Source organism: Nocardiopsis sp. NPDC006832 (assembly GCF_040635885.1).
Classification (GTDB): Bacteria; Actinomycetota; Actinomycetes; order Streptosporangiales; family Streptosporangiaceae; genus Nocardiopsis.
In genome coordinates, this window is sequence record NZ_JBEYLC010000014.1 from 1 (window position 1) to 22594 (window position 22594).

Here is a 22594-nt window from a genome sequence, read left to right on the forward strand (position 1 = left end):
CAAGGCCCGCCCCAACCCGGTGATCCTCGGTGGGCTGCATGTGAGGGCCGGCCATGTTCGCCAACGCCCCGGCCAGGCCGGGGTCCAGATCGCGGCCCGCCATCGGCGGGCGGCCGTCGTCGTGTTCAGCCCAGGTCCCACTTGCGGCGCAGCTCGCGCAGGCGTCGGATCCGCTCGGCGATCGGTGGGTGCGCCGAGAACAACCGGCCCACCGGCCCGGGAAACGGGTTGGTCGTCATCAGGTGCGCCGTGGCCAACAGCACCCGCTCCCGTGGCAGCGGGTGGGCCCGGTTGCCGGACTCCAGCTTGCGCAGCGCGTCGGCGAGCCCCAACGGGTCCCCGGTGAGTTCGGCGGCGTGCTCGTCGGCACGGAACTCTCGGGCCCGTCCCACGCCGCAGTAGACGACCACGCCCGCGAGCGGCGCCAGCACGGCCAGCATCAGCCCTCCCAGGAGGTTGGGCATGTCCGTCTCCTCGGACTCCCCCAACGGCAGCAGGAAGGTCACGAGGGTGAGCGCGGTGATGAGGGTGGTCAAGGTCGCCGCGACCGAGCTGAGCAGTGTGTCGTGCGAGCGGATGTGCGCCAACTCGTGGGCGATCACGCCGCGCAGCTCACGTTCGTCGAGGACGCGCAGCAACCCGGTCGTGCAGCACAGGGACGCCCGGCGCGGACTGCCCCCGGTGGCGAAGGCGTTGGGCGTGCGCACCGGCGCCAGGTACAACTTCGGCATCGGCTGCTTGGCGGCCGTGGCCAGTTCCCGAACGATCCGATACAGCTCCGGGCGCTCGATCTCGCTGACCGGTCGGGCCCGCATCGCCCGCAACGCCAGGGATTCCCCGAACAGGTAGACGAGGATCCCCGCGCACAGCACCAGGGCGATCGCGATCTGGACGCCCTTCTGGGCACCGCAGAACCAGCCGACCACGACGATGAGCGCCGAGGCTCCGGCGAACAGGCCGACCGCGCGGACCGCGTTGACGTGCACGCGCCCTCCCTTCCGGTGTTCGCCGGTGTCCGGCTTTTGATGCGTACATGGTGACAAACGTGCGGGTCGGCGTCTCGCGTTCCCCATGTGACCGGTCGGTGTCGCGGTCCGCGCCATCAGCGCGCGAACACGGGCCGAACGGGCGTGTGTGACAATCGCCACCCGCCCGGCCTCCGACCGGCATCGACGACCTATAGTGCGAACGTGGTCCTCGTCACTACGCGCACCGAGGGGACGGAAGAACTCCGTCCTCGTGGTGGGTGGTGGGCCGTGTCGTCGAAGGTCGGCAGCCACGCGCGATCCGGCCGCGGTACCCGCACCGCACACGCCGCACCGGGTTGGCGCACCCGGCGCGTGTGGGGGCCACGACCGAAGTCCCCGCCCCCGACCATGGCATCCGGCCCGCGACGGTGCGGTCCGGCCGGGGGTGGAACACCCGAGCGCCGCCGCCTCCACGACCGGCGGCTCACCGAGGAGGTCGTCGATCTCAGTGGCCAAACAGATCGAACAGCTCGACCGCGTCATCATCCGCTTCGCCGGCGACTCCGGCGACGGCATGCAGTTGACCGGTGACCGATTCACCCAGGAGACCGCGTCGTTCGGCAACGACCTGTCGACCCTGCCGAACTTCCCGGCGGAGATCCGCGCTCCGGCCGGCACCCTTCCCGGTGTCTCCAGCTTCCAGTTGCACTTCGCCGACCACGACATCGTGACCCCGGGGGACGCCCCGGACGTATTGGTGGCGATGAACCCGGCCGCGCTCAAGGCCAACCTCGGCGACGTGCCCAAGGGCGCCACCATCATCGTCAACACCGACGAGTTCACCAAGCGCAGTCTGACCAAGGTCGGCTACGTCTCCGACCCGCTCACCGACGGGACCCTCGACGGGTTCAAGGTGAGCGCGGTGGGGCTGACCTCGATGACGGTGGCGGCCCTGGCCGATTCCGACATCTCCAAGAAGGACGCCCAGCGCGCGAAGAACATGTTCGCCCTGGGTTTGTTGTCCTGGATGTACAACCGCCCGACGGAGGGGACGACCTCGTTCCTGAAGTCGAAGTTCGCGAGCAAGCCGGACATCCTCGACGCCAACCTCAAGGCCTTCCGGGCGGGGTGGAACTTCGGGGAGACCACGGAGGACTTCGCGGTCTCCTACGAGATCAAACCGGCCCGGCTGCCCTCGGGTACCTACCGCAACATCACCGGGAACCTGGCCACGGCCTACGGGCTCATCGCCGGGTCCAAGCGTTCCGGGCTCCCCCTGTTCCTGGGCTCCTACCCGATCACCCCGGCCTCGGACATCCTGCACGAGTTGTCCAAGCACAAGCGGTTCGGGGTGCGCACCTTCCAGGCCGAGGACGAGATCGCGGGGGTGGGCGCGGCCCTGGGCGCCTCCTTCGGCGGATCGCTCGGCGTGACCACCACCTCCGGGCCCGGCATGGTGCTCAAGCAGGAGACCGTGGGGCTGGCCGTGATGACGGAACTCCCCCTGCTCATCGTGGACGTGCAGCGGGCCGGCCCGAGCACCGGCATGCCCACCAAGACCGAGCAGACCGACCTGTTGATGGCCATGTACGGGCGCAACGGCGAGTCCCCCGTCCCGGTGGTGGCGCCCTCCTCCCCCGCGGACTGCTTCGACGCGGCGATCGAGGCCACCCGGCTGGCGGTGAAGTACCGCACGCCGGTGGTGGTGCTCTCCGACGGCTACCTCGCCAACGGCTCCGAGCCGTGGCGACTGCCGGACGTGGCGGACCTTCCGGTCATCGAACCGGACCTGGCCACCGAACCGAACGGTCCGGACGGCACCTACCTGCCCTACCTGCGCGACGAGGACACCCTGGCCCGCCCGTGGGCGGTTCCGGGCACGCCCGGGTTGGAACACCGCATCGGCGGCATCGAGAAGCACGCCCAGAGCGGCGACATCTCCTACACCCCCGGCAACCACGACCTCATGGTCCGCACCCGGCAGGCCAAGATCGACGCCATCGCGCGGGACATCCCCGAACTGGAGGTGTCCGATCCCACCGGGGACGCGGAGGTGCTCGTGCTGGGCTGGGGTGGCACCTACGGGTCCATCACCGCCGGGGTGCGACGGGTACGGCGGGCGGGCGGCCGTGTGGCCCAGGCCCACCTGCGCCACCTCAACCCGTTCCCCGCGAACCTGGGCGAGGTGCTCGGGCGCTACGAGCGCGTGGTGGTGCCCGAGATCAACCTGGGCCAGCTGGCGCTGCTGCTGCGCGGCCGCTTCCTGGTCGACGTCATCGGTTACAACAAGGTCCGTGGTCTTCCCTTCAAGGCGGAGGAGCTCGCGGGTGTGCTGCAGGAGGTCATCGACCGTGACTGAGAATCCGAACGGAACCGGGCACGTTCACGACGAGGACGGCCTCGCCGGACTGCGACTGGTGCCCAAGACCGACGCCCCGTACAAGATGAAGGACTTCAAGTCCGACCAAGAGGTGCGCTGGTGCCCGGGCTGCGGTGACTACGCGATCCTGGCCGCGTTCCAATCGTTCCTGCCGCAGCTGGGGGTGCCGCGGGAGAACATCGTGATGGTGTCCGGGATCGGCTGCTCCTCTCGGTTCCCGTACTACCTGAGCACGTACGGCGTGCACTCGATCCACGGGCGCGCCCCGGCGATCGCGACGGGGTTGGCCACGAGCCGGCCGGACCTGTCGGTGTGGGTGATCACCGGCGACGGCGACGGACTGTCGATCGGCGGCAACCACCTCATCCACGCGCTGCGTCGCAACGTCAACATCAACATCCTCCTGTTCAACAACCGCATCTACGGGCTCACCAAGGGCCAGTACTCCCCCACCTCCGAGGCCGGGAAGATCACCAAATCCTCACCGGTGGGGTCGCTGGACCACCCGTTCAATCCGCTGTCGTTGGCGCTGGGCGCGGAGGCGGGGTTCGTGGCCCGGACCGTGGACTCGGACCGCAAGCACCTGACGTCGGTGCTGCGGGCCGCCGCCGACCACCCCGGCGCTTCGTTCGTGGAGATCTACCAGAACTGCCCGATCTTCAACGACGACGCCTTCGAGCCGTTGAAGGACGCGTCCTCGCGGGACCTGAGACTGCTGCGGATGGAGCACGGCGAGCCGCTGCGGCTGGGGCCGGATCGCGGTGTGGTCGCGGGCGAGTTCGGCGGCCTGGAGGTCGTCGACGTGGCCGAGGTCGGTGAGGAGCGGTTGATCCGCCACGACGCGCACCGGGAGGACCCGGGTTACGCGTTCGCGCTGTCGAGGCTGGATCGGCCGGCCTTCGAACACGTGCCGATCGGGGTGTTCCGGGACGTGCGCCGGCCCACCTACGACGATCTGTTGAACGAGCAGATCGAGGACGCGCGGTCCGAACGCGGCGACGGTGAGTTGGCCGCGTTGCTGGCCGGCGGTGACACCTGGACCGTGGACTAGTGGGATAGGGGCCCGGTGGTCGCCCGATCACGAGGCCGATCGTCAGGTCGCTCCGGTATTCCCCCGGACGGCGTCGAGAAGTTCACAGGCGACGTCCGGGGCGGCCCTCGGTCCACCGCGGGTGAAGGCAATACGCTGCCCCCATGCGAATCGTCATCGTCGGAGGACACGGGAAGATCGCGCTGCGACTGGCCAGGCAGTTGGCCGACCGCGGCGACACCCCCGTGGGCCTCATCCGTAACCCCGACCATTCCCAGGACATCGTCGACGCCGGGGCCGAGCCGGTCGTGATCGACCTGGAGCAGGCCACCGTGACCGAGCTGACCGAGAAGATCATGGGCGCCGACGCCGTGGTGTTCGCGGCCGGCGCCGGACCGGGCAGCGGCGCGGAGCGCAAGGAGACCGTCGACCACAAGGCGGCGGTGCTGACCGCCGACGCCGCCGCCCTCGCCGGGGTGCGTCGCCTGGTCCAGGTGTCGGCGATCAACGTGGACAAGCCGGTTCCGGAGGACACCGGTGAGGTCTGGAAGGCGTATGTGGCGGCGAAGAAGGCCGCCGACGACGACCTCCGTCAGCGCGACCTCGACCTGGACTGGACGATCCTGCGTCCCGGAGGTCTGACCGACGACGCCGGAACCGGTCGGGTGGACCTGGGTGAGGAGGTCGAGCGCGACACGGTGACCCGTGACGACGTCGCCGCCGTGATCGTCGCACTTTTGGACGAACCAGGAACCGTCGGCCGGGTTCTCAACCTGGTGAACGGTGAGACGCCCGTCGTCGAAGCCGTCCGCGCCGCCGCCGGCTGATCCTTGACCGCGTATCGCGGGGGCGGGGATCCGTTCGGTCTCTGTGGCCAGATGCACCTATAGAAGGCATGATGGTTTCGGAGCCCGGCGGAATCCCGCCACGGTGGACGCGGACGACCGGGAACGCCCCGACGGGTGAATCAGCTCCGCAGAGCAGATGGGTACGGTTTTCATGAGCGTCACACAGGTCGTCAGGGATAGCACGGTCGTCGAACACGCCAAGGTCGCCGCGCAGCAGAAGCGCCGGATGTTCATCATCCAGCTGGACGTCAACGCCTACGACGAGGCTTCGAGCAAGCTGCGTCCAGGGCTGACCCGCATCCTTGAGGGGATCGAGGAGGCCGGCTGGCGTCTGGACCTGATCACCCCGAGCGAGAACGGGGAGTCCCAGGCCGCCCGCCTGTTCATCTTCCGCCCCGACGCCGAGGCGCTGAAGGCGAAGGAGTCGGCGCAGGCCGAGGCCCAGCAGCCGCAACAACCCCAGCATCCGCAGGACGGGACGGGGCAGCAGGCCGCCTACCCGCAGCACCCCACGGGTGCGCAGCAGCCGGACCCGTACGCGGGTTACGGCCAGGGTTACGGTCAGCAGCCGCAGCAGTACCCGGGCTATGACCAGCATCAATACCCCGGATACGGGCAGCAGCAGCCGGGGTACGGGCAGCAGCCCGGCTACGGCCAGCAGTACCCGGGTTACGGCCAGCAGGGCTGGTAGTCCCACCAGGTCCTCGGGCCCGTACGGCGGATCCGCCGTACGGGCCTTTTTGTGCGTTCCATGCGCTTCGCACCCCCGCACCGTGTCCGACATGACTCTCGATGAGCGGACAGCCACGGATTCCGATGCATTCGCCAGAAGCCTGTTCTAGTCGTGCTTTCGGTTGTGTAACGCACTGGGGGTTCCATGCGGTGACATGTCGGTCATACCGCCCGGGAAGCCGAGGAAACTCTGGGGAAACTCTGGAATCTTCGCGGAAACTACTTCAGGCATGCATCCGGCTACGCTAAGTTAATTACGGCGGCCGCAGCCAACCCGTTTTAGTACTTCCGAAAGGTGACTCACATGTCCCGTATCGCCAAGCTTTCCGGATTCGTTCTGGCCACCGGCCTCGCCTTCGGCGCCTTCACCGGCACCGCCGCGGCCGACAACAACGCCGACGTCCAGAACGTCACCATCCCGATCTGCCTGGACGTCCTGAAGGCCTCCGGCGTCAGCGCCAGCGGCTGCAACGTCGTCGACTGGAACGCCACCTCGGGCATCTCGGTCGACGACTGATCACCCGGTAGTCATCCGGGTCGGCTCCATCCGGCCACCGTCACCACCTGCACACAGCGAACCGCAAAGGAACACTCACCATGAAGCGCATCACCGCCGTCTCCGGTCTCATCCTCGCCACCGGCCTCGCCCTGGGCGCCATGTCCGGCACCGCCGCGGCCGACAACAACGCCGACATCCAGAACATCACGGTGCCCGTCTGCGCCGACGTCATCAGCTTCGCGGGCTTCAGCTCCGAGGGCTGCAACGTCATCGACAACGACTTCAACTCCGGCATCAGCGTCATGGACTAGTAGTCCACGCTCCTCCGGCGACGACGCGGGGCACGGCGAATCCATCGCCGTGCCCCGCGTTCTGTTCCCTCACCGCCCCGCGCACGCGGAACCGGTTCAGCCCTTGCAGGGCCCCTCGGGGCTCCAGGTGTCCGGGTCGGTCACCAGGCGCGCGTGCGAAGCGGTGTCATAACGGGAGGTGCCGTACCGCAGCTTGGCGCGCTCGGTCCCCTCCGGCAGCAGCCCCGCGCGGCCCAGCGCCAGGCACGAGCCCGGGTTGTCGAGTCGGTGTCCCGCCTCCACCCGGAACAGGCCCAGCCGGTCGAACGCCAAGCGCGAGGCCAATCTCGCCCCGGCCGTCGCGACCCCTCGTCCCTGTTCCGCCGGGTGCGTCCAGAAGGACAACCAGCCCAGCTCGTGTCGGCGGCTGGTCACCGAGATCTGCACGTGCCCCAACGCCTTGTCCCGGTCATCCACCACGGCGAACCCGTGGACGTCGCTCTTCCCGGCCAGTTCGGTCCGGTACTCGATCCACTCTCGGGCCTGGTCCGGGGTTCGGGGGAGGTCGCCGGGCTCCTGCCAGACCAGTTCCTCCCAGGCGAAGGCCTCCAGCAGTCGGTCGACGTCCCCTCGGTTCCACTCACGCAGTCGGTACAACGACGCTTCCCCTCCTCGAATCCACCGACCGCGCCGACCTGGAGCGCGTTCCGCGTCGGTCGGGGGTCACCGTTCGGTCCCTCTCCGCGGTCTGAGAGGCGTTTCGGAGAATATCGGACGGGGACGTGTCACGGACCGCGCACGGTGGTACGTCTTCCCTGTCATGACGACGACAGAGGTCTTCGAAGAGCATCGCTCCCTGTTGAACGGGGTCGCCTACCGGGTCCTGGGCAGCGCCAACGACGCCGAGGACGTGGTCCAGGAGGCCTGGCTGCGCTGGTCCGGGGTCGATCCCACCGAGGTCGACGACCCGCGTGCCTACCTGGTCACCGTGGTCTCGCGGGTGGCCATCGACCGGTTGCGGCGGGCCGGTTCCCGACGTGAGTCCTACGTGGGCGAGTGGCTTCCCGAACCGGTCAGCGACCTGCCCGACGGCGCCGAACGGGCCGAACTCGCCGACTCGGTGGAGTTCGCCCTGATGGTGGTGTTGGAGACGCTGAGTCCGTTGGAACGTGCCGTGTTCGTCCTGCACGAGGCCTTCCAACTGCCCTACGCCCAGATCGCGCAGGTCATCGGGCGGGGTGAGGCCACCACCCGACAGTTGGCCAAACGCGCCCGCGACCACGTGCGGGATCGCCGACCCCGATTCGAGGCCGACCGGGCCGAACGACGGCGGATCACCGAACGCTTCCTCCGGGCCTGCCTGGAAGGGGACCTGGACGGGCTCAAGGGCCTGCTCGCCGACGACGCCACCCTGGTGAGCGACAGCGGTGGCAAGGCCAGGGCTCCCCTACGGGTACTGCGCAGCGCGCACAAGGTGGGTCGCTTCCTCGCGGCCGTCACCGAGGAGCGCAACGCCACCCGGTTCCTCGCCTCGGTCGGCGTCGAGGGCATGGACGCCCTGGACATCAGGGTCACCGAGGTCAACGGCGGTCCGGGGGTGCTGATCTCGGCGGCCGGGGACGCGGTGCTCATGATCTCCCTGGACGTCTTCGAAGGGCGGGTCCAGCACGTGTATCTGTTGGTCAACCCCGACAAGTTGTCACGTTTGAGCGTGGTCGACCCGTCCTAGGGACATGGAACTCAACGTTGTGGGCGGTGGCCTCGCCGGACTGACCGCGGCCATCGCCGGCGCCGAGAGAGGCGCCACGGTCACCCTGTACGAATCCCACGCCACGCTGGGCGGACGGGCCCGCTCCACCGAGCCCCCGTACGTGGCCAACGACGGACCGCACGTCCTGTACTCGGACGGGGCGCCCTACGTCTGGTTGGAGCGACGCGGCCTGGTCCCACCGTCGAAGGCTCTGCCGTTGAGGGCCGCGCTCGGAACCCGGTGGCGGTACCGGGAGCGGATCGGCGGCCCTCCGAGCGGGGTGCTCCGGGCCGCGGCCCGCCGGCGGCTACGCGCCCCGGACGACGTGGACTTCGGCACCTGGGGCACCGAGCACCTGGGCGCGGAGTCGGCCCGAGCCGTCGGCAACATGATGGGGGTCGTGCTCTTCCACGCCGAGCCGGAGCGCCTGTCGGCCGCCTTCGTCTGGGACCGGTTCCAACGTGTCACCACCCCGGGATGGCCCGCGCCCCGGTACCTGATCGGGGGCTGGGGCGCCTGGGTGGAACACCTGTCCGCGCGCGCCCGGGAGATGGGCGTGCGGATCGAGACGCGGAGTCGGGTGGACGCCCCTCCGCAGGGCCCGACCGTCGTGGCCACGTCCTTGGACGCGGCGCGCACCCTGTTGGGGGACGACACGCTGCGTTGGGAGGGCGGACACACCCTGATGGTGGACCTGGGGCTGACACGGCGCCACGGCGATCCGTTCCTGGTGTTCGACTCCGACGAGTGCGGTTTCCTGGAGCGCTACACCGTCGTCGACCCCACGCTCGCACCCGAGGGTGAGGACCTGGTCCAGGCACAGCTTCCGATCCGCCCGGGTGAGGGCCGCGCGCAGACGAACGCCCGGCTGGAGGTCCTGCTCGACACCGCACTGCCCGAGTGGCGGGAGAGGCTGACGTGGCGGCGCGACCAGGTGGCGCGGGGGCGCACCGGGGCGCTGGACCTGCCGGGCACCACCTGGCGGGACCGTCCCGCCATCGACCGGGGTGAGGGCGTGTACCTGGCCGGGGACCAGGTCGCCGCACCGGGTCTGCTGGGTGAGGTGGCGGTGACCAGCGCGGTACGGGCCGCGGAGCTGGCCACCGCTCGGCACTCGCGTGCCGTCACCGACTCCCGGTGAACCCGGCCCGGGGCCCGGCGGTGTCCGGTCAGCCCCGGGCCGGGACGTGGGAGACGGCCTCCACGTTGTTGCCGTCGGGGTCGCGGACGAAGGCGCCGTAGTAGTGCTCGTGGTACTCGGGCCACTCCTTCGGTTCGTGCAGGACCTCCGCCCCGACCTCGACGGCGGCGGCGAAGAAGGCGTCGACGGTGGCCCGGTCGGCCGCGGTGAACGCGATGTGGGACTCGCGCGGGGGGGCCGTCCGTCTCGCTGGGCGAGATCCAGAACGCGGGGTCGTCGGAGCCGTAGCCGATGACCTCCCCGAACTGGAGCATGCGGCGGTGTCCCAGGGGCGCGAGGACGGCGTCGTAGAAGGAGGCGGCGGCGGTCGGGTCGGCGACCTGGATTCCGAGGTGATCCAACATGCCCCGAGTGTGACACCCATCACTGACATTCCTCGATGGGACACGTCCCTCCGAAGCACACCACCCCGGTTCGACCGACCCGAATCCGTCCTGTGGAAACCCGCCGGTAACCCAGGGTGACGCTGAATACTGGTCTCTCAGAGGGAGGCCCATGAACGACCTGAAGAACACGCTGGACAACGAACGGCGGTATGAACTGGTCGACGAGAGGCTTGACGTGTCGCCCGTGCCCAAGCCTTTGCACACACGAGTGAGTTACCGTCTGGGTTTCCTTCTCGGCATCCATGCTCCCGAGGATCTGGAGATCGGGGACGGCCCCGGCATCACCCTCAACGGAGACCCGGGTAAGCACCGGCCTTCGGCCAGGAACCGCCGGAGGAGGGTTACTACACCGTTCCCCCGCTCTTGGCCGTGGAGATCTTCTCCCCCGAAAGCGTGCTCCGCGACAACCACACGAAACGGTACGAGTACGCCGTGTTCGGGATCCCCTCCTACTGGATCATCAACCGTTCCTCAGCAGAGTGCAGGGGTGACATCTGATGCCGCCCCTGGTCCTGCGCGCGTCCCGAACGGTGTTGGATGCGCTGGTCCTCCGCGTTCTCCTTCCCCAAGGTCTGGGTGCGCGCATCGTGTGCGCGCTCCGTGACCGGGTGGCGGATTCCCTCACCCCCACGAGCGCCCGGTCCGGCCTGGACGGTCCGAGGCCCACACTCATCACTCTGGTGGGTGCGGGGCGGTGCCGTCCGACGCCGGATCGGGTGCCCTTGGGCGCGTCGCCCGATCGCGATGCTCGCCGCATCGTGCCGGGACGTCTTCCTCTTGGCGGTGGTGGTGGGTTTTTGCCAGTGCTGGGCACCCCACCTGGAGGTGTAGGCCGCGTCCACGGCGATGACCGTGATCGCGGTGGCATCGGCCATCGAGGTCAGCCGGGCACGCAGCCTGGCCGTGGGCATACCGGAGATGACCTGCCGGAACCGCTTCTTTCGGCCGTGCCTCTCCCGCGACTTGGAGGTGGTGAAGTCCAGATCTTCGACCGCGATCGTCTTCACACCACAACCGTGCGCCCAGCGCAACAACCGGGTCAGCGCGTGGCGCACCTGGGCGTCACGATGGGAAGCGCTGCCGGACAACTCGTAGTCGAACCGGCGCGGGTCACCGATGGGGTTGCCGTGCACATCCAAACGCCAGGCGGCCAGATGATCGGCGTTCATATCCACCCCGATCACCCCCTCGGTGAGGGCGGACCGAAGAGGGACCCGCGATGGCGCCACGATCTGCCAGGACGCGGTCACATACCAGCGCCCACGCTCCACATCCAGGTGCACCCGGTAGGCCACCGCCCGATTCGCCGCCACCCGCTCGGCCCACTCCCGGCCACGGTGCGCGAAAACCGCCGTGCCCGAGAGCACATATCGGCCGTGCGGGGCGTTCGCCCATTCCTTGAGCGGGGTCGGGAGTTTGATCGACACCTCTCCCTGCGGGGTGATGCGGATCGTCTCGTTGCCGAACCGCTTCCCCGTTTCCCCGTTGGCTTGGAGGAACCAGCGGGCCGCTTGCCACCGCTCACGCCAGGCGGTCTCGGTGAGCTGAGCCGCATCGAGGTGATGACGGCTACGGGACAGACTTTTACCGCCACGCACCACGCGCACCAAGCCAGCCTCGAAGTCGGCCCGAACCGTGGCGAGCCGGTCTTGCAGGGTGGCCAGGCGTCGGGACTTGGCGTGCCACTCCTGCTTGGATCGGTAGCCGCCTGGCCTCTTCCTGGTGCCCTTGGCCCCGACCGGCGACGACAACCGGGACCGGACCATCGCGGCCCCGGCTTCCAAAGAACGCAGGTGCGCGGCTTGTCCGCGTCGGGCCAGTGCCCACTGGTCGTGGGTGGCCTTGGTGATCGCCCCCGCCCACCGGGAGGAGCACTCCGGGGTCAGTCGGCGTTTACGCTCCGCCCACGTGTGGCTGTCATGGTCCAGGCCATCAGCACAGCGGGCTTTGAGATCGGCAGCGGCCAACGAACCCAGATGGGAACCGACCAGCCGCAGCACCTTCTCATCCTGAAGGGTCAGGCACTTGAGGCGGGTGCGCACGGCCACACCGGTGGGCCCCGGAACCGGATAGGGGGCCGCGATCGACCGCAAACCCCGCTGATCGGTGCCCACCACCCGCTCCTCACCCCCTGACTGCGTTCGATCCCCGTGCTCGAACACGACGCTAGCCGCGCCCCGGGGCGGGTGTGGCACGAACCGGAAAACTCCTCCGCCCGGGGGTGAGGGTGCGTACCGCTCGAATCCGGCTCCGGTGCCCTTCACGACAGGAGTGGTTCGATGAGTTCACTCATGGACGTCCACGCACACTCATATGACCGCGCACACGAATAGATGAGAATCCCCATCCGGAGAAGCCCGGCATCGTGGAGTTCCGTCTGGAGGACGGTGGCTACCAGGAGATCGGTCAGAGTCAGGGTGAGGAACTCTTCGAGACCGACTCCCCCTTTCCCATGAGACTCATCCCGCACTGGCTCGTGGCGAGTGGCCCATGGCGGGAACGCATCGGCGGGGCGCCCCCGACCGAGTGACCCGGTGGCGGCGTCGGGGAGGCACGTTCGGGGTCAGGCGACCCAGCGGTAGAGGTGTTCGGGACGGCCGGCGGAACCGTAGCGCATGCGCAGTTCCGCCCGACCATCGGCGCACAGGTGCTCAAGGTAGCGGCGGGCCGTCACCCGGGACACCCCGGAACGCTCGGCCACCTCCGCGGCGGACAGCTCTCCCTCTGCCTCGCGCAGCACACCCGCGACCAGGTCGACGGTGGCCGCGGTCAGGCCCTTGGGCAGGGAACGGGCCGCGGGCGGACGCAACAGTCCGAACAACCGGTCCACGTCCTGCTGGGTGGCCTCCCCTTGGGCCTGCATCTGCCGCCGGGCCACCGCGAACCGTTCGAGCTGGTCGCGCAGGGCGCTGAGCGGAAAGGGTTTGAGCAGGTAGTGAACGGCACCGCCGTGCACCGCCGAGCGGACCTGGGCGATGTCGCGAACGGCGGTGATCATCAGGAAGTCGGGTTGGGGCGTGCCCGGTTCGCCGGCCGATCGCAGGGCGCGCATGACCGAGATCCCCGAGCCGTCGGGCAGGTGCAGGTCCAGCAGGACCAGGTCCGGACGGTGTCCGCGTACCTGGGCCAGGGCCGCGGCGGCGGTGTGAGCCACCCCGACCACGGTGAACTCGGGCACCGACTCCACCAGCTCCTGGTGGTTACGGGCCACCCGCACGTCGTCGTCGACGACCAGGACACGGATCACCCGGCCACCCCCGTCGGCGTGGCGACCGGCAGGCAGGCGGTGAAGACCGCGCCCTCCTCCGCGTCGGGTGCCTCCATCTCGATGCTTCCCCCTCTGCTCTCACAGACCTGCTTGACCAGGGCCAGGCCCAGACCCCTGCTTCCACCGTCCCGGGACGCCTTGGTGGTGAACCCGAATCGGAAGATCTCCTCGGCGACGTCGTCCGCGACCCCGTGCCCGGAGTCGATCACCCGGATCTCCAGTAGGTCGTGCGACAGGTCACTGTCGGCGGATCGGTGCAGTCGCACCAGGACCTCGACCCATCCGCCATGAGCGACCGCGTCCAGGGCATTGTCCACCAGGTTGCCGAGGATGAGCAGCGCGTCGGATCGTAGTTCGCCCTGGAGGCACTCGGGGACACTCGTCATCGGGGACAGGCCGAGGTCGACCCCCATCTCGGAGGCCTGCGCCGACTTGGCCAGGGTGAGGGCGGCGAGCGCCGGGTCGCGCACGTGTTCGGCGACGCCGCTCGTGGTGCGGGTATGGGTGGCGGTGAGGTCGGCCAGGTAGTCGCGGGCCTCCTCGTGGGCGCCCAACTCCAGCATGCCCGCGACGGTGTGCACCCGGTTGGCGAACTCGTGGGTCTGGGCCCGCAACCCTCGGGTGACGGTGCGGGCTCCGTCGAGTTCTCCGGTGAGTCGGTTCACCTCGGTGCGGTCCCGGAGGGTGACCACCGCCCCGGACTCGACGCCGCGAATGCGCACCGGCATGCGGTTGGCGACCAGGACACGGTCACCGGCCAGCAGGATGAGGTCTCCTCCCGGATCGACTCCGGAGACGATGTCGCGGGCCCGTTCGGGCAGGTCGAGTTCGTCCAGGTGCCGGCCTTCGGCGTCCTCGGGCAGGTCGAGCATGGCGCGGGCGGGCGGATTCACCAGGACCACCCGGTCGTTGGTGTCGACGGCGAGGACACCCTCGCGCACGGCGTGCAGGAGCGCCTCTCGGCTTTCGAGCAGCGCGGTGATGTCGGCGGGTTCGAGCCCGTGCGTCTTGGCGCGCAGCCGGCGAGACAGCGCCCAGGAACCGACCACGCCCACGGCGAGGAGGAGCACGGTCGTGGCGAGGATGGCGGGGATGGCGGCGCGTGCGTCCCCGGCCGCGCTGGAGGTGAGGATTCCCAGCGACACGTAGCCGATGACGTCTCCCCGCGCGTCACCGCCGCTGATCGATCCGCCTTCGGAGAAGACGGGAACCTTGGCGCGGACCGTGCGGCCCTGGGTTCCGTCCTGGACCCCGGTCCACTCCACGCCCCGAGCCGCGGGGCCGGGCGGGGTGGAGACCGTCCGACCTATGAGGTCCTTGTTCGGGTGGGTGTGGCGGGTTCCGTCGGGGGTGGCGAGGACCACGAAGTCCGCGCCGGTGGCCGCGGCGACACGGTCGGCGAGGGGGTCCAGTTCGGCGCTGGGGTCGGCCCCCTGCATGCCCTCGACCACCGCGGGCATGACGGCCACGGATCGGGCCACGGAGAGGACGCGTTCGGCGTACTGGCGGTCGGTCGCCCGGTCGGCCTGGAGCATCCAGAGCACTCCGACCCCGGTGAGCGCCACCGCCAACAGGCACACGTAGCCGATGAACAGGGATCCGGTGAGCGTGAGCCGGCTTCGTGCGGGCGGTGAGGTCATGGGTACTCCAGTGGCCGGGGAGCGCGGGTGGTCCGGCCGAAGGCGCAGGTCGTCGAGGGACGTAACGCGCTTCACGAACAATACGACCAATATGACGCCAGTTTTAACAAAACCCTCATCTCTCCGTGCCGCGGGTCACACTGTGTCCTGGATCTCCCCTGCGTCTGCGCACCGGGGGACGTGCACAGACGATCAAGGAAGGAGAGGACCCATGCGCAATAGTGGCGTGGTGCTCCGCCTGGTGGGTGGGCTGTGCGCCCTCCTGCTGGTCGGGACGGCGCTGTACGACGTTCGCCAGAGCGCGGCCTCCGGTGACGGTGCCCAGGAGAAACTCCTGCTCATCGCGCCTGCCGGACCCGGCGGCGGCTGGGACACCTTGGCCCGCGAGATGCAGAACGGGTTGCGCGACGAGGACCTGCGGTTCAACGTCGAGGTCCGCAACGCCGAGGGCGCCGGCGGCACCATCGGTCTGGCCCAGACCGCGAACCGCGAGGGTCAGGACAACGTGTTGACCATGACCGGTCTCGGCATGGTGGGAGCGGTGGAGACCACCGGGTCGCCGTACACGATGGCCGACTCCACCCCCATCGCCCAGCTGGCCTCGGAGTACCTCGCGATCGTCGTCCCGCGGGACTCCCCCTACGAGACCCTCGACGACCTCGCCGAGGACTGGCGCGAGCGCCCGGGCACCCTGCCCGTGGCGGGCGGCTCCATGGGCGGCGTCGATCAGATCTTCGCCGCGCAGGTCGCGCAGTCCCTGGACATCTCCCCGAGCGAGATCAACTACCTGCCCTACTCGGGCGGCGGCGAGACCCTGACCTCCCTGCTCTCCGGCACCTCGGAGATCGGGTTCGGCACCCTGGGCGACTTCAGCGACCAGATCGAGGACGACGGTCCGCTACGCGCGCTGGCGGTCTCCTCACCCGAACGTCTGGACGGGGTGGACATCCCCACCATGACCGAGCTCGGCTATGACCTGGAGATGTCGAACTGGCGCGGGGTCATCGCCCCGCCCGGGTTGACCGAGGAGGAGACCGAAGCGCTGGAGGAGCTGGTGCGGGAGCTGCTGGCGTCGGACTCCTGGGCCGACACCCTCGAACGCAACCGGTGGACCGACACCTACCAGGACCGCGAGGAGTTCGAGGAGTTCCTGGACGAGGAGATCGCCCTGACCCAGGAGACCGTGGAGGAGCTGGGACTGTGAGCGCCAACGGAACAGAAGAGAAGAACACGGCGGGCGACGACCCGGCCGAGACCACCGACGGCACCATGTCCCCTCGAACCACGGACGCCGTCCAGGCCCCGGAGACGGAAACGAACACCGGGAGCGAGGCGGTGGCCTCTGCCCCGGACCCCGAGAACACCGTGTGGAGGGGACCGTCGGCGTGGGTCGTGCCCGCGCTGACCGCGATCCTGGGCCTGGTGGCCGTGTGGGGCGCGGTCACCATCGAGGCCCCGCCCAACGCCACCCGTCCCGGCCCGGGCGCCTTCCCCGGCGCGGTGGGCGGGCTGCTACTGATCGCCGCCGTGTGCATGAGCGTGGTGAACCTGCGCAACCTGGGCAGCGGGAAGGGCGCTTCCCCACTGGCCTGGTTCGAGAGCCGACCGGTTCTGCTGGTCCTCGCCGGCCTGGTGGTGCACACCGCCCTGCTGGAACTCGTGGGCTGGCTGCTCGCCGGCGCCCTGTTGTTCTGGGTCGTCGCCTACGCGTTCGGCGCACGCGCCTATCTGCGTGACGCGATCGTGGCGCTGTCGATGTCGGCCGCCGTGCAGGTCGGTTTCTCGCTCGGGCTCGGGCTCAACCTGCCGGGCGGCTTCCTGGAATTGGTGCTGTGATGGACACTTTGATCAACCTGATGGACGGGTTGGCCGCGGCGCTGACCCCGCAGAACCTCATGTGGGCCTTCCTCGGCGTGCTGTTGGGCACCGCCGTGGGCGTCCTTCCGGGCATGGGCTCGGCGATGGCGGTGGCCCTGCTGCTGCCGGTGACCTTCCGGCTCGACCCGACCAGCGCCTTCATCCTGTTCGCCGGTGTGTACTACGGCGGCATGTTCGGTGGCGCCACCACGTCGATCCTGCTGAACACGCCTGGACAGGCGTCGTCGATCGCCACCACCTACGAGGGCCACAAGATGGCGCTCAACGGCAGGGCTGCGCAGGCACTGGGCACGGCGGTGATCGGTTCGTTCGTGGCGAGTGTCATCGGCACGCTCGTCGTGGCGCTGTTCGCGCCGGTCATGGTGGAGTTCGCGCTCAACTTCGGTCCCGGCGAGTACTTCGCCCTGACCGTGTTCTCGTTCGTGGCGGTGGCCGCGGTGGTGTCGGGTTCGGTGCTGCGCGGTGTGACGTCGCTGCTCATCGGTCTGGCCATCGGCATGGTGGGCATCGACGCCCAGAGCGGCACGGCCAGGTTCGACTTCGGTGCCGCCGGTCTGATGGACGGCATCGACATCGTCATCGTGACCGTGGGTCTGCTGGCCCTGGGCGAGGTGCTGTACATCGCGGCGCGTGGCAAGTCCGCGCCGAACTTCGCGGCGATCCGCACCGGGCGTCCGTGGCTGGGCCGCAAGGACCTGCGCCGCTCCTGGAAGCCGTGGCTGCGCGGCACCGCGCTGGGCAGCGCCTTCGGTCCGATCCCCGGCAGTGGCGCGGAGATCCCCACGTTCCTTTCGCTGGGCCTGGAGCGCAAGCTCGCCGCGCGGCGCGCGCGCCGCAAGGGTGAGGAGGACGAGTTCGGGCAGGGCGCCATCGAAGGTGTGGCCGGCCCGGAGTCGGCCAACAACTCCAGCGCCGCGGGCACCATGGTGCCGCTGCTCGGGTTGGGGCTGCCCACGTCGGCGACGGCCGCGATCATGTTGGCGGCGTTCCAGCAGTACGGGTTGCAGCCAGGGCCGGTGCTCTTCGAGCGCAACGCCGACCTGGTGTGGACGCTGCTGGCGTCGCTGCTCATCGGCAGCGTCCTGCTGCTGGTGATCAACCTGCCGTTCGCTCCGCTGTGGGCCAAGCTGCTGAAGCTGCCCAAGCCGTACCTGTACGCGGGCATCACGCTGTTCTCGGTGCTGGCCGTGTACGCGATCAACACCTCGGTGACGCACCTGGTGATGCTGCTGGCGGTCGCGGTGCTGGGTCTGGTCATGCGGACGTTCGGGGTCCCGGTGGCGCCGGCGCTCATCGGCGTGGTGCTGGGCCCGATCGCGGAGACGGAGTTCCGTCGTGCGTTGGCCGCTTCCTCGGGCGACCCGTCGATCCTGGTGAGCAGTGGCATCTCGATCGGCCTGTACGTGCTGGTACTGGTCGCGGCGGTACTGCCGCTGATCGCGTCCCTGCGTCGACGTCGCGCCGCCGCCCGTGCCGCGGAGGTCGAGGAGCCGGCCGAGCGGGTCTGACCCCTCACACCATCCCCTTCGTGGCCCCCGGTGTCCGTCCGCCGGGGGCCACCGTCGTTCAGACGTCGGATGGAGTTCGCCGCCGGTCATGGGGACGTGGGGTCGGGCCCCGGGGTTTTGTCATTCCCGTGAGGAGTCCCGGGTCAGACGATGGTGCGCACGAGCGGGACGCGTTGGGCGATGGCCACCAGGATCAGGCTGATCACCGCGGTGGCCACGGCGTACCCGGCCGCCGCGAACAGCGCCAGGTAACCCTCGGGCATGCCTCCCAGGTCGCGCAGCGTGTACATCACCATGACGTGTACGAGGTAGACCCCGAAGCTCAGCCCGGAGACCACGCGAACGACGTTCTTGGTGGCCAGGGCCGCCGGGTTCTCCGCCACCGCCAGGCGCTCGCCGGCGGCGCGCAGCGTCAGGTAGGCGCCGATTCCGGCGACGATCATCGGCGGGGACAGGAAGGCGTAGAAGTACTCGCCTCCAGCGCCCCACTCCCCCTCCACCTGGGCCGCGATCCCCGCGCCCAGGGCGGTGCCGGCCACGCCCAGGGTGAGCGCGGCGATCCCGAAGCGGGTGGTGCGAGGGCTGTTCTCGGTGGTCAGCAGCAGCCACCCCACCAGGTAGTAGCCGAGGAACGGCAGGAAGCGGGTGGCGGCGCTCACTCCGCCCGCCCCGTCGATCAGGGACAGCAGCTGGTCGAAGACGCCCACCCCGAACGATGCTCCGGCGAACCACCACAGCGCGGTGCGCGAACTGTGCGCGACCACCGTCCGGAAGAACGGGGTGAACAGGTAGAGGCCGGCGATGACGTACAGGAAGTACAGGTGGATCGAGGGGGCTCCCGACGCGGCCTGTGTCGCGGCGTCGGGTGTGCCCAGGTCGTCACGCCAGTGCTGCCAGACCAGGTAGATGGCGGTCCAGGCCACCAGCGGGATGCCGATCTTGGCCCATCTTTTGCGATAGAAGGTACCCACGCCCTCCTCGCGCGGGCGCAGCAACAGGGCACCGCTGATCATCACGAACACCGCGACGCACCAGCGTGTGCCCGCGTCCAGGAGGTTGGCGGACCACCATGTGTAGCCGCCGAGTTCGGCGTAGACCGTACTCACCAGTGGTGAGTAGGCGTGCACGCCGATGACCGCCGCCATCGCGGCCACACGGGCGAACCCCATCCACGAAGTGGACGAGGAGGACTGTGAGGGCGCCTGTCTACCGGCGGGGGCTGTCTCTACTCGCACACACTACCGATACCATTTCGTTATACGTGGAATCAACCCGAATAGGTTCGAGATACGTCACCCGCAGGCCAAGGTACACCGCCTGACCTGGTCGTCGACACCCTCTGTGAATTCTTCGATCACCGCCCCGACACGCCGCCGAATCGGGGCGCCGGCGTGCCGCCTCAGTACTCGGAAAGCAGGTGGGTTCCGTCATTGGCCCGGAGGAAGGGACCTCCGTCGGTCAGGGCGTCGGTGATGCGGGAGTCAGTCCGGCACCGGAAAGCGATAGTCGAAAACGGCCATATCAGCACGGATCAGAAATCGCGCTGCCGCATCGGTTCCGCCCGCGCGGCCTCACATCCGGGCCCTGAGCACGTCCACCTCACAGCCCGGTTCGAAGGGGTCGAAGCCGTGCTCGCTCAGCCAGCGAACTATCAGCAGGCTTCGCAACGACCACCACGCGTGGATCACGTCGAGGTCGATGTCGGCGCCATAGCCGGCGATGACGTCGTCGAGGTGCTCCTCTTGTCCGAGCGTGAAGGTCGCGAGGTCGTACAGGGCGTCACCCCGGCCCGCCTCGGACCAGTCGATGATGCCCGTGACCTCGTCGCCGTCGACGAAGACGTGTGCGATCTGTAGGTCGCCGTGCGTGAACGCCGGGGTCCACGGCCGGAGCGCGGCATCGGCGACCTGGCGATTGCGGGTGACCAGGTCGGCGGGCAGGACACCGTTCGTCACGAGCAGCTCGCACTCCTTGTCGAGTTCCGCCGCCAGCGCGACGATGCTCCGACCGGCCCGTCCCAGCCGGGAGGGCGGCGGCGCGTCGTGCAGCTTCCGGATGGCGGCGCCCGCCGCCGCCCACGCCGCCGGCGACCCGGTCGACGGCCCACCAAGGCGCCCGAGCGTCGTCCCCGCGAGTGCGGCGGTCGCGAGCACGTGCGGCTTGCGCCACAGGACCTCGGGGGTAGGAACCGGCGCCAGGGACATCACCTCGAACTCGGCGTCGACGCGCGCCTGATCGGAGTCGACCTTCAGGAACACGTCGCCGACGCGCAGAGTCGCACGTTCGGAATGGGCGACGACGACTTCGACCTCATCCATGGGAGACCAGTATCCCCGGGACGATCGCCGACGTCGCCGGGTTTTTCGCCTGGGATCACGCGGTTGACCGCGTCCCACCGGCGGCCTCGTGCACGCCGACCATCATTCGAACCCGTGGAGGGGAGCGCCAGAACGCGAAAAGGCCGGAGTGGGTGTTCCACTCCGGCCTTCGTCGCTCGGGCTCTGGATCAGTCGTCCGCGGTGGCCACACCGATGGGGCAGCTGGCGCCGGTTCCGCCGATGCCGCAGTAACCGTTGGGGTTCTTGGCGTCGGACAGATACTGCTGGTGGTAGTCCTCGGCGAAGTAGAACGTCTTCAGCGGGGCGATCTCGGTGGTGATCGCACCGTAGCCGGACCGGGACAGGGCGGGCTGGAAGGCGTCGCGGGTGGCCTCGGCGGCCTTCTGCTGGGCCTCGGAGTGGAAGTAGATCGCCGACCGGTACTGGCTGCCGACGTCGTTGCCCTGGCGCAGACCCTGTGTCGGGTCGTGGCCCTCCCAGAAGATCTTGAGGATCTCCTCGTAGGAGATCAGCTTCGGGTCGAAGACCACGCGCACGGCCTCGGTGTGACCGGTCAGCCCAGAGCACACCTCTTCGTAGGTGGGGTTGGGCGTGTACCCGCCGGCGTAGCCCACGGCGGTGGTGATGACGCCGCGTTCGGCACCCAATCGCCAGAACACGCGCTCGGCGCCCCAGAAACAGCCCATGCCCAGATCGGCGACCTCACTGCCCTGCGGGTAGGGCGGGGTCAGCGAGGTGCCCAGGACCGTGTGACCGAAGGGCGGCTCGATCGGTGTGTCCCGGCCCGGAAGGGCGCGGGCGGGTTCGACCATGGTGGCGTTTCTACCGAACATGTCCCCAGCCTATCCACGGGCACAAGAAAGGGGACGACAGGAGGCACGATTCGTCCTACGATTGCCGTTGTGCCGGAATCCAACCGTGGTGTCGCCCTCGGAGCGAGCGCCTTCATCCTGTGGGGCTTCGCGGCCATGTACTGGCCGTTCCTCTCCGCCGCAGAACCCGCCGAGATCCTCGCCCACCGCATGGTGTGGGCCTTGGGCGCGATGTGCGTCTTCCTGCTGCTGGCGCGGCGGGGCTGGGCGTGGCTGCTCCCCATCCTGCGCAGTCCCAGGCGCCTGTTGCCGGTGGCCGCCGCGGCCGTGCTCATCTCGCTCAACTGGTGGGGGTTCATCTACTCGGTCTCCATCACCCAGACCCTGCAGGCCTCTTTGGCCTACTTCATCAACCCGCTGATGACCGTCTGCCTGGGTGTGGTGTTCTTCTCCGAGCGTCTGCGCGCCGCACAGTGGGTCGCCGTGGGGTTGGGCGCGACGGCGGTGGTCGTGATGACCGTCGCCTATGGTTCCACCCCGTGGCTCTCCCTGCTCATGGCCTCCTCCTTCGCCGCGTACGGCGCGGTGAAGAAGTACGTGAGCCTGGACGGGTTGCAGAGTCTGACCATCGAGACCCTGGTGATGTTCCTGCCCGCGTTGGGCTACGTGATCCACCTGGAGGTCACCGGGGCCGGTACGACGTTCTCGGTCTCGCCCGGGCACACCGCCCTGTTGATCGGGGGCGGCCTGGTGACCGCGCTGCCGCTGCTGCTGTTCGGGATGGCCGCGCGCCGGGTGCCGTTGAGCGTGATCGGGATGCTCCAGTTCATCACGCCGACCATGATGTTCCTCATCGGCTGGCTGCTCCAGGGCGAGGAGATGCCCCCGAGCCGCTGGGCGGGCTTCGGTTTCGTGTGGCTGGCCGTGTGCGTGTTCGCCTACGACCAGGTGCGTTCGTCCCGTCGCCGTTCCGCCGAGCGCACCGCGGCGGGCGATCTCCCCGACGCGCCCACGACTCCCCCGGCCCCCGCGCCAAGAGAATGAGTTCCCCGGTTCCGGCGAACC

At 69.2% G+C, this 22594-nt stretch carries 23 protein-coding genes; 14 read left to right on the forward strand and 9 right to left on the reverse strand.

The features are described from left to right. Positions 1-125 precede the first annotated feature (125 nt). Positions 126-986, reverse strand: coding sequence for a M48 family metalloprotease (locus tag ABZ717_RS09365; protein ID WP_358507646.1), 861 nt, complete (start codon positions 984-986; stop codon positions 126-128). Between the two features lie 490 nt (positions 987-1476). Between ABZ717_RS09365 and ABZ717_RS09370 the strand changes: the two genes are divergently transcribed. The 6 genes from ABZ717_RS09370 to ABZ717_RS09395 all read left to right on the forward strand — a co-directional run bounded on the left by ABZ717_RS09370 (position 1477) and on the right by ABZ717_RS09395 (position 6768). Further along, positions 1477-3327: a 2-oxoacid:acceptor oxidoreductase subunit alpha gene (locus tag ABZ717_RS09370; protein ID WP_358507647.1), complete on the forward strand. Its 1851-nt coding sequence runs from the start codon at positions 1477-1479 to the stop codon at positions 3325-3327. Next, positions 3320-4399: a 2-oxoacid:ferredoxin oxidoreductase subunit beta gene (locus ABZ717_RS09375; protein WP_358507649.1), complete on the forward strand. Its 1080-nt coding sequence runs from the start codon at positions 3320-3322 to the stop codon at positions 4397-4399. Before ABZ717_RS09370 ends, ABZ717_RS09375 begins: the two co-directional genes overlap by 8 nt. Before the next feature lie 143 nt (positions 4400-4542). Next, the gene (locus ABZ717_RS09380; protein ID WP_358507651.1) at positions 4543-5205 is read left to right on the forward strand and encodes an NAD(P)H-binding protein; all 663 of its coding nucleotides are present in this window, start codon (positions 4543-4545) and stop codon (positions 5203-5205) included. 172 nt (positions 5206-5377) lie between these two features. Further along, positions 5378-5917 (forward strand): hypothetical protein, encoded by a 540-nt coding sequence (locus ABZ717_RS09385; protein ID WP_358507652.1) that lies wholly within the window; start codon positions 5378-5380, stop codon positions 5915-5917. Positions 5918-6262: 345 nt separating this feature from the next. Beyond that, on the forward strand, positions 6263-6475 hold the full coding sequence (locus tag ABZ717_RS09390; RefSeq protein ID WP_358507654.1) for a hypothetical protein: 213 nt from the start codon (positions 6263-6265) through the stop codon (positions 6473-6475). Positions 6476-6555: 80 nt separating this feature from the next. After that, positions 6556-6768, forward strand: coding sequence for a hypothetical protein (locus tag ABZ717_RS09395; RefSeq protein ID WP_358507656.1), 213 nt, complete (start codon positions 6556-6558; stop codon positions 6766-6768). Between the two features lie 96 nt (positions 6769-6864). On the opposite strand, the gene ABZ717_RS09400 is transcribed toward ABZ717_RS09395, so the two are convergent. Next, positions 6865-7404, reverse strand: a complete 540-nt coding sequence (locus ABZ717_RS09400; RefSeq protein ID WP_358507658.1) for a GNAT family N-acetyltransferase — start codon at positions 7402-7404, stop codon at positions 6865-6867. A 163-nt stretch (positions 7405-7567) separates the two neighbouring features. On the opposite strand from ABZ717_RS09400, the gene sigJ reads away from it, so the two are divergent. Next, the gene (sigJ, locus tag ABZ717_RS09405; protein WP_358507659.1) at positions 7568-8476 is read left to right on the forward strand and encodes an RNA polymerase sigma factor SigJ; all 909 of its coding nucleotides are present in this window, start codon (positions 7568-7570) and stop codon (positions 8474-8476) included. A gap of 4 nt (positions 8477-8480) precedes the next feature. Then, positions 8481-9638: an NAD(P)-binding protein gene (locus tag ABZ717_RS09410; RefSeq protein ID WP_358507661.1), complete on the forward strand. Its 1158-nt coding sequence runs from the start codon at positions 8481-8483 to the stop codon at positions 9636-9638. A 28-nt stretch (positions 9639-9666) separates the two neighbouring features. On the opposite strand, the gene ABZ717_RS09415 is transcribed toward ABZ717_RS09410, so the two are convergent. Beyond that, positions 9667-10062 (reverse strand): VOC family protein, encoded by a 396-nt coding sequence (locus ABZ717_RS09415; protein ID WP_358507663.1) that lies wholly within the window; start codon positions 10060-10062, stop codon positions 9667-9669. Between the two features lie 415 nt (positions 10063-10477). Here ABZ717_RS09415 and ABZ717_RS09420 point away from each other — a divergent pair, with 415 nt between their 5' ends. After that, positions 10478-10582, forward strand: coding sequence for a hypothetical protein (locus ABZ717_RS09420; RefSeq protein ID WP_358507806.1), 105 nt, complete (start codon positions 10478-10480; stop codon positions 10580-10582). Here ABZ717_RS09420 and ABZ717_RS09425 read toward each other — a convergent pair. Further along, positions 10534-12198 carry an IS200/IS605 family accessory protein TnpB-related protein gene (locus ABZ717_RS09425; RefSeq protein ID WP_358507665.1) on the reverse strand — a complete coding sequence of 555 codons (1665 nt, stop codon included), beginning with the start codon at positions 12196-12198 and terminating at the stop codon, positions 10534-10536. The genes ABZ717_RS09420 and ABZ717_RS09425 overlap by 49 nt on opposite strands. Before the next feature lie 251 nt (positions 12199-12449). Here ABZ717_RS09425 and ABZ717_RS09430 point away from each other — a divergent pair, with 251 nt between their 5' ends. Next, entirely contained in the window at positions 12450-12614 is a 165-nt protein-coding gene (locus ABZ717_RS09430; RefSeq protein WP_358507666.1) for a hypothetical protein, read from the forward strand. Positions 12615-12647: 33 nt separating this feature from the next. Here the strand turns inward: ABZ717_RS09430 and ABZ717_RS09435 are convergent, their stop codons facing one another. Continuing rightward, on the reverse strand, positions 12648-13331 hold the full coding sequence (locus ABZ717_RS09435; protein WP_358507667.1) for a response regulator: 684 nt from the start codon (positions 13329-13331) through the stop codon (positions 12648-12650). Continuing rightward, positions 13328-14992 (reverse strand): sensor histidine kinase, encoded by a 1665-nt coding sequence (locus ABZ717_RS09440; RefSeq protein ID WP_358507669.1) that lies wholly within the window; start codon positions 14990-14992, stop codon positions 13328-13330. Before ABZ717_RS09440 ends, ABZ717_RS09435 begins: the two co-directional genes overlap by 4 nt. A gap of 211 nt (positions 14993-15203) precedes the next feature. On the opposite strand from ABZ717_RS09440, the gene ABZ717_RS09445 reads away from it, so the two are divergent. From ABZ717_RS09445 to ABZ717_RS09455, 3 genes are all read left to right on the forward strand, one after another. Then, entirely contained in the window at positions 15204-16196 is a 993-nt protein-coding gene (locus ABZ717_RS09445) for a tripartite tricarboxylate transporter substrate-binding protein (RefSeq protein WP_358507671.1), read from the forward strand. A gap of 65 nt (positions 16197-16261) precedes the next feature. Then, the gene (locus ABZ717_RS09450; RefSeq protein WP_358507808.1) at positions 16262-16828 is read left to right on the forward strand and encodes a tripartite tricarboxylate transporter TctB family protein; all 567 of its coding nucleotides are present in this window, start codon (positions 16262-16264) and stop codon (positions 16826-16828) included. Then, positions 16828-18378, forward strand: coding sequence for a tripartite tricarboxylate transporter permease (locus ABZ717_RS09455; protein WP_358507673.1), 1551 nt, complete (start codon positions 16828-16830; stop codon positions 18376-18378). Before ABZ717_RS09450 ends, ABZ717_RS09455 begins: the two co-directional genes overlap by 1 nt. 143 nt (positions 18379-18521) lie before the next feature. Here ABZ717_RS09455 and ABZ717_RS09460 read toward each other — a convergent pair whose 3' ends face one another. The 3 genes from ABZ717_RS09460 to msrA all read right to left on the reverse strand — a co-directional run bounded on the left by ABZ717_RS09460 (position 18522) and on the right by msrA (position 21550). Beyond that, positions 18522-19547: an acyltransferase family protein gene (locus ABZ717_RS09460; RefSeq protein ID WP_358507675.1), complete on the reverse strand. Its 1026-nt coding sequence runs from the start codon at positions 19545-19547 to the stop codon at positions 18522-18524. Between the two features lie 402 nt (positions 19548-19949). Further along, positions 19950-20696, reverse strand: coding sequence for a phosphotransferase (locus ABZ717_RS09465; protein WP_358507677.1), 747 nt, complete (start codon positions 20694-20696; stop codon positions 19950-19952). 188 nt (positions 20697-20884) lie between these two features. Next, positions 20885-21550, reverse strand: a complete 666-nt coding sequence (msrA, locus tag ABZ717_RS09470; RefSeq protein ID WP_358507679.1) for a peptide-methionine (S)-S-oxide reductase MsrA — start codon at positions 21548-21550, stop codon at positions 20885-20887. A gap of 69 nt (positions 21551-21619) precedes the next feature. Here msrA and rarD point away from each other — a divergent pair, with 69 nt between their 5' ends. After that, positions 21620-22573, forward strand: a complete 954-nt coding sequence (rarD, locus tag ABZ717_RS09475) for an EamA family transporter RarD (protein WP_358507681.1) — start codon at positions 21620-21622, stop codon at positions 22571-22573. Positions 22574-22594 lie beyond the last annotated feature (21 nt).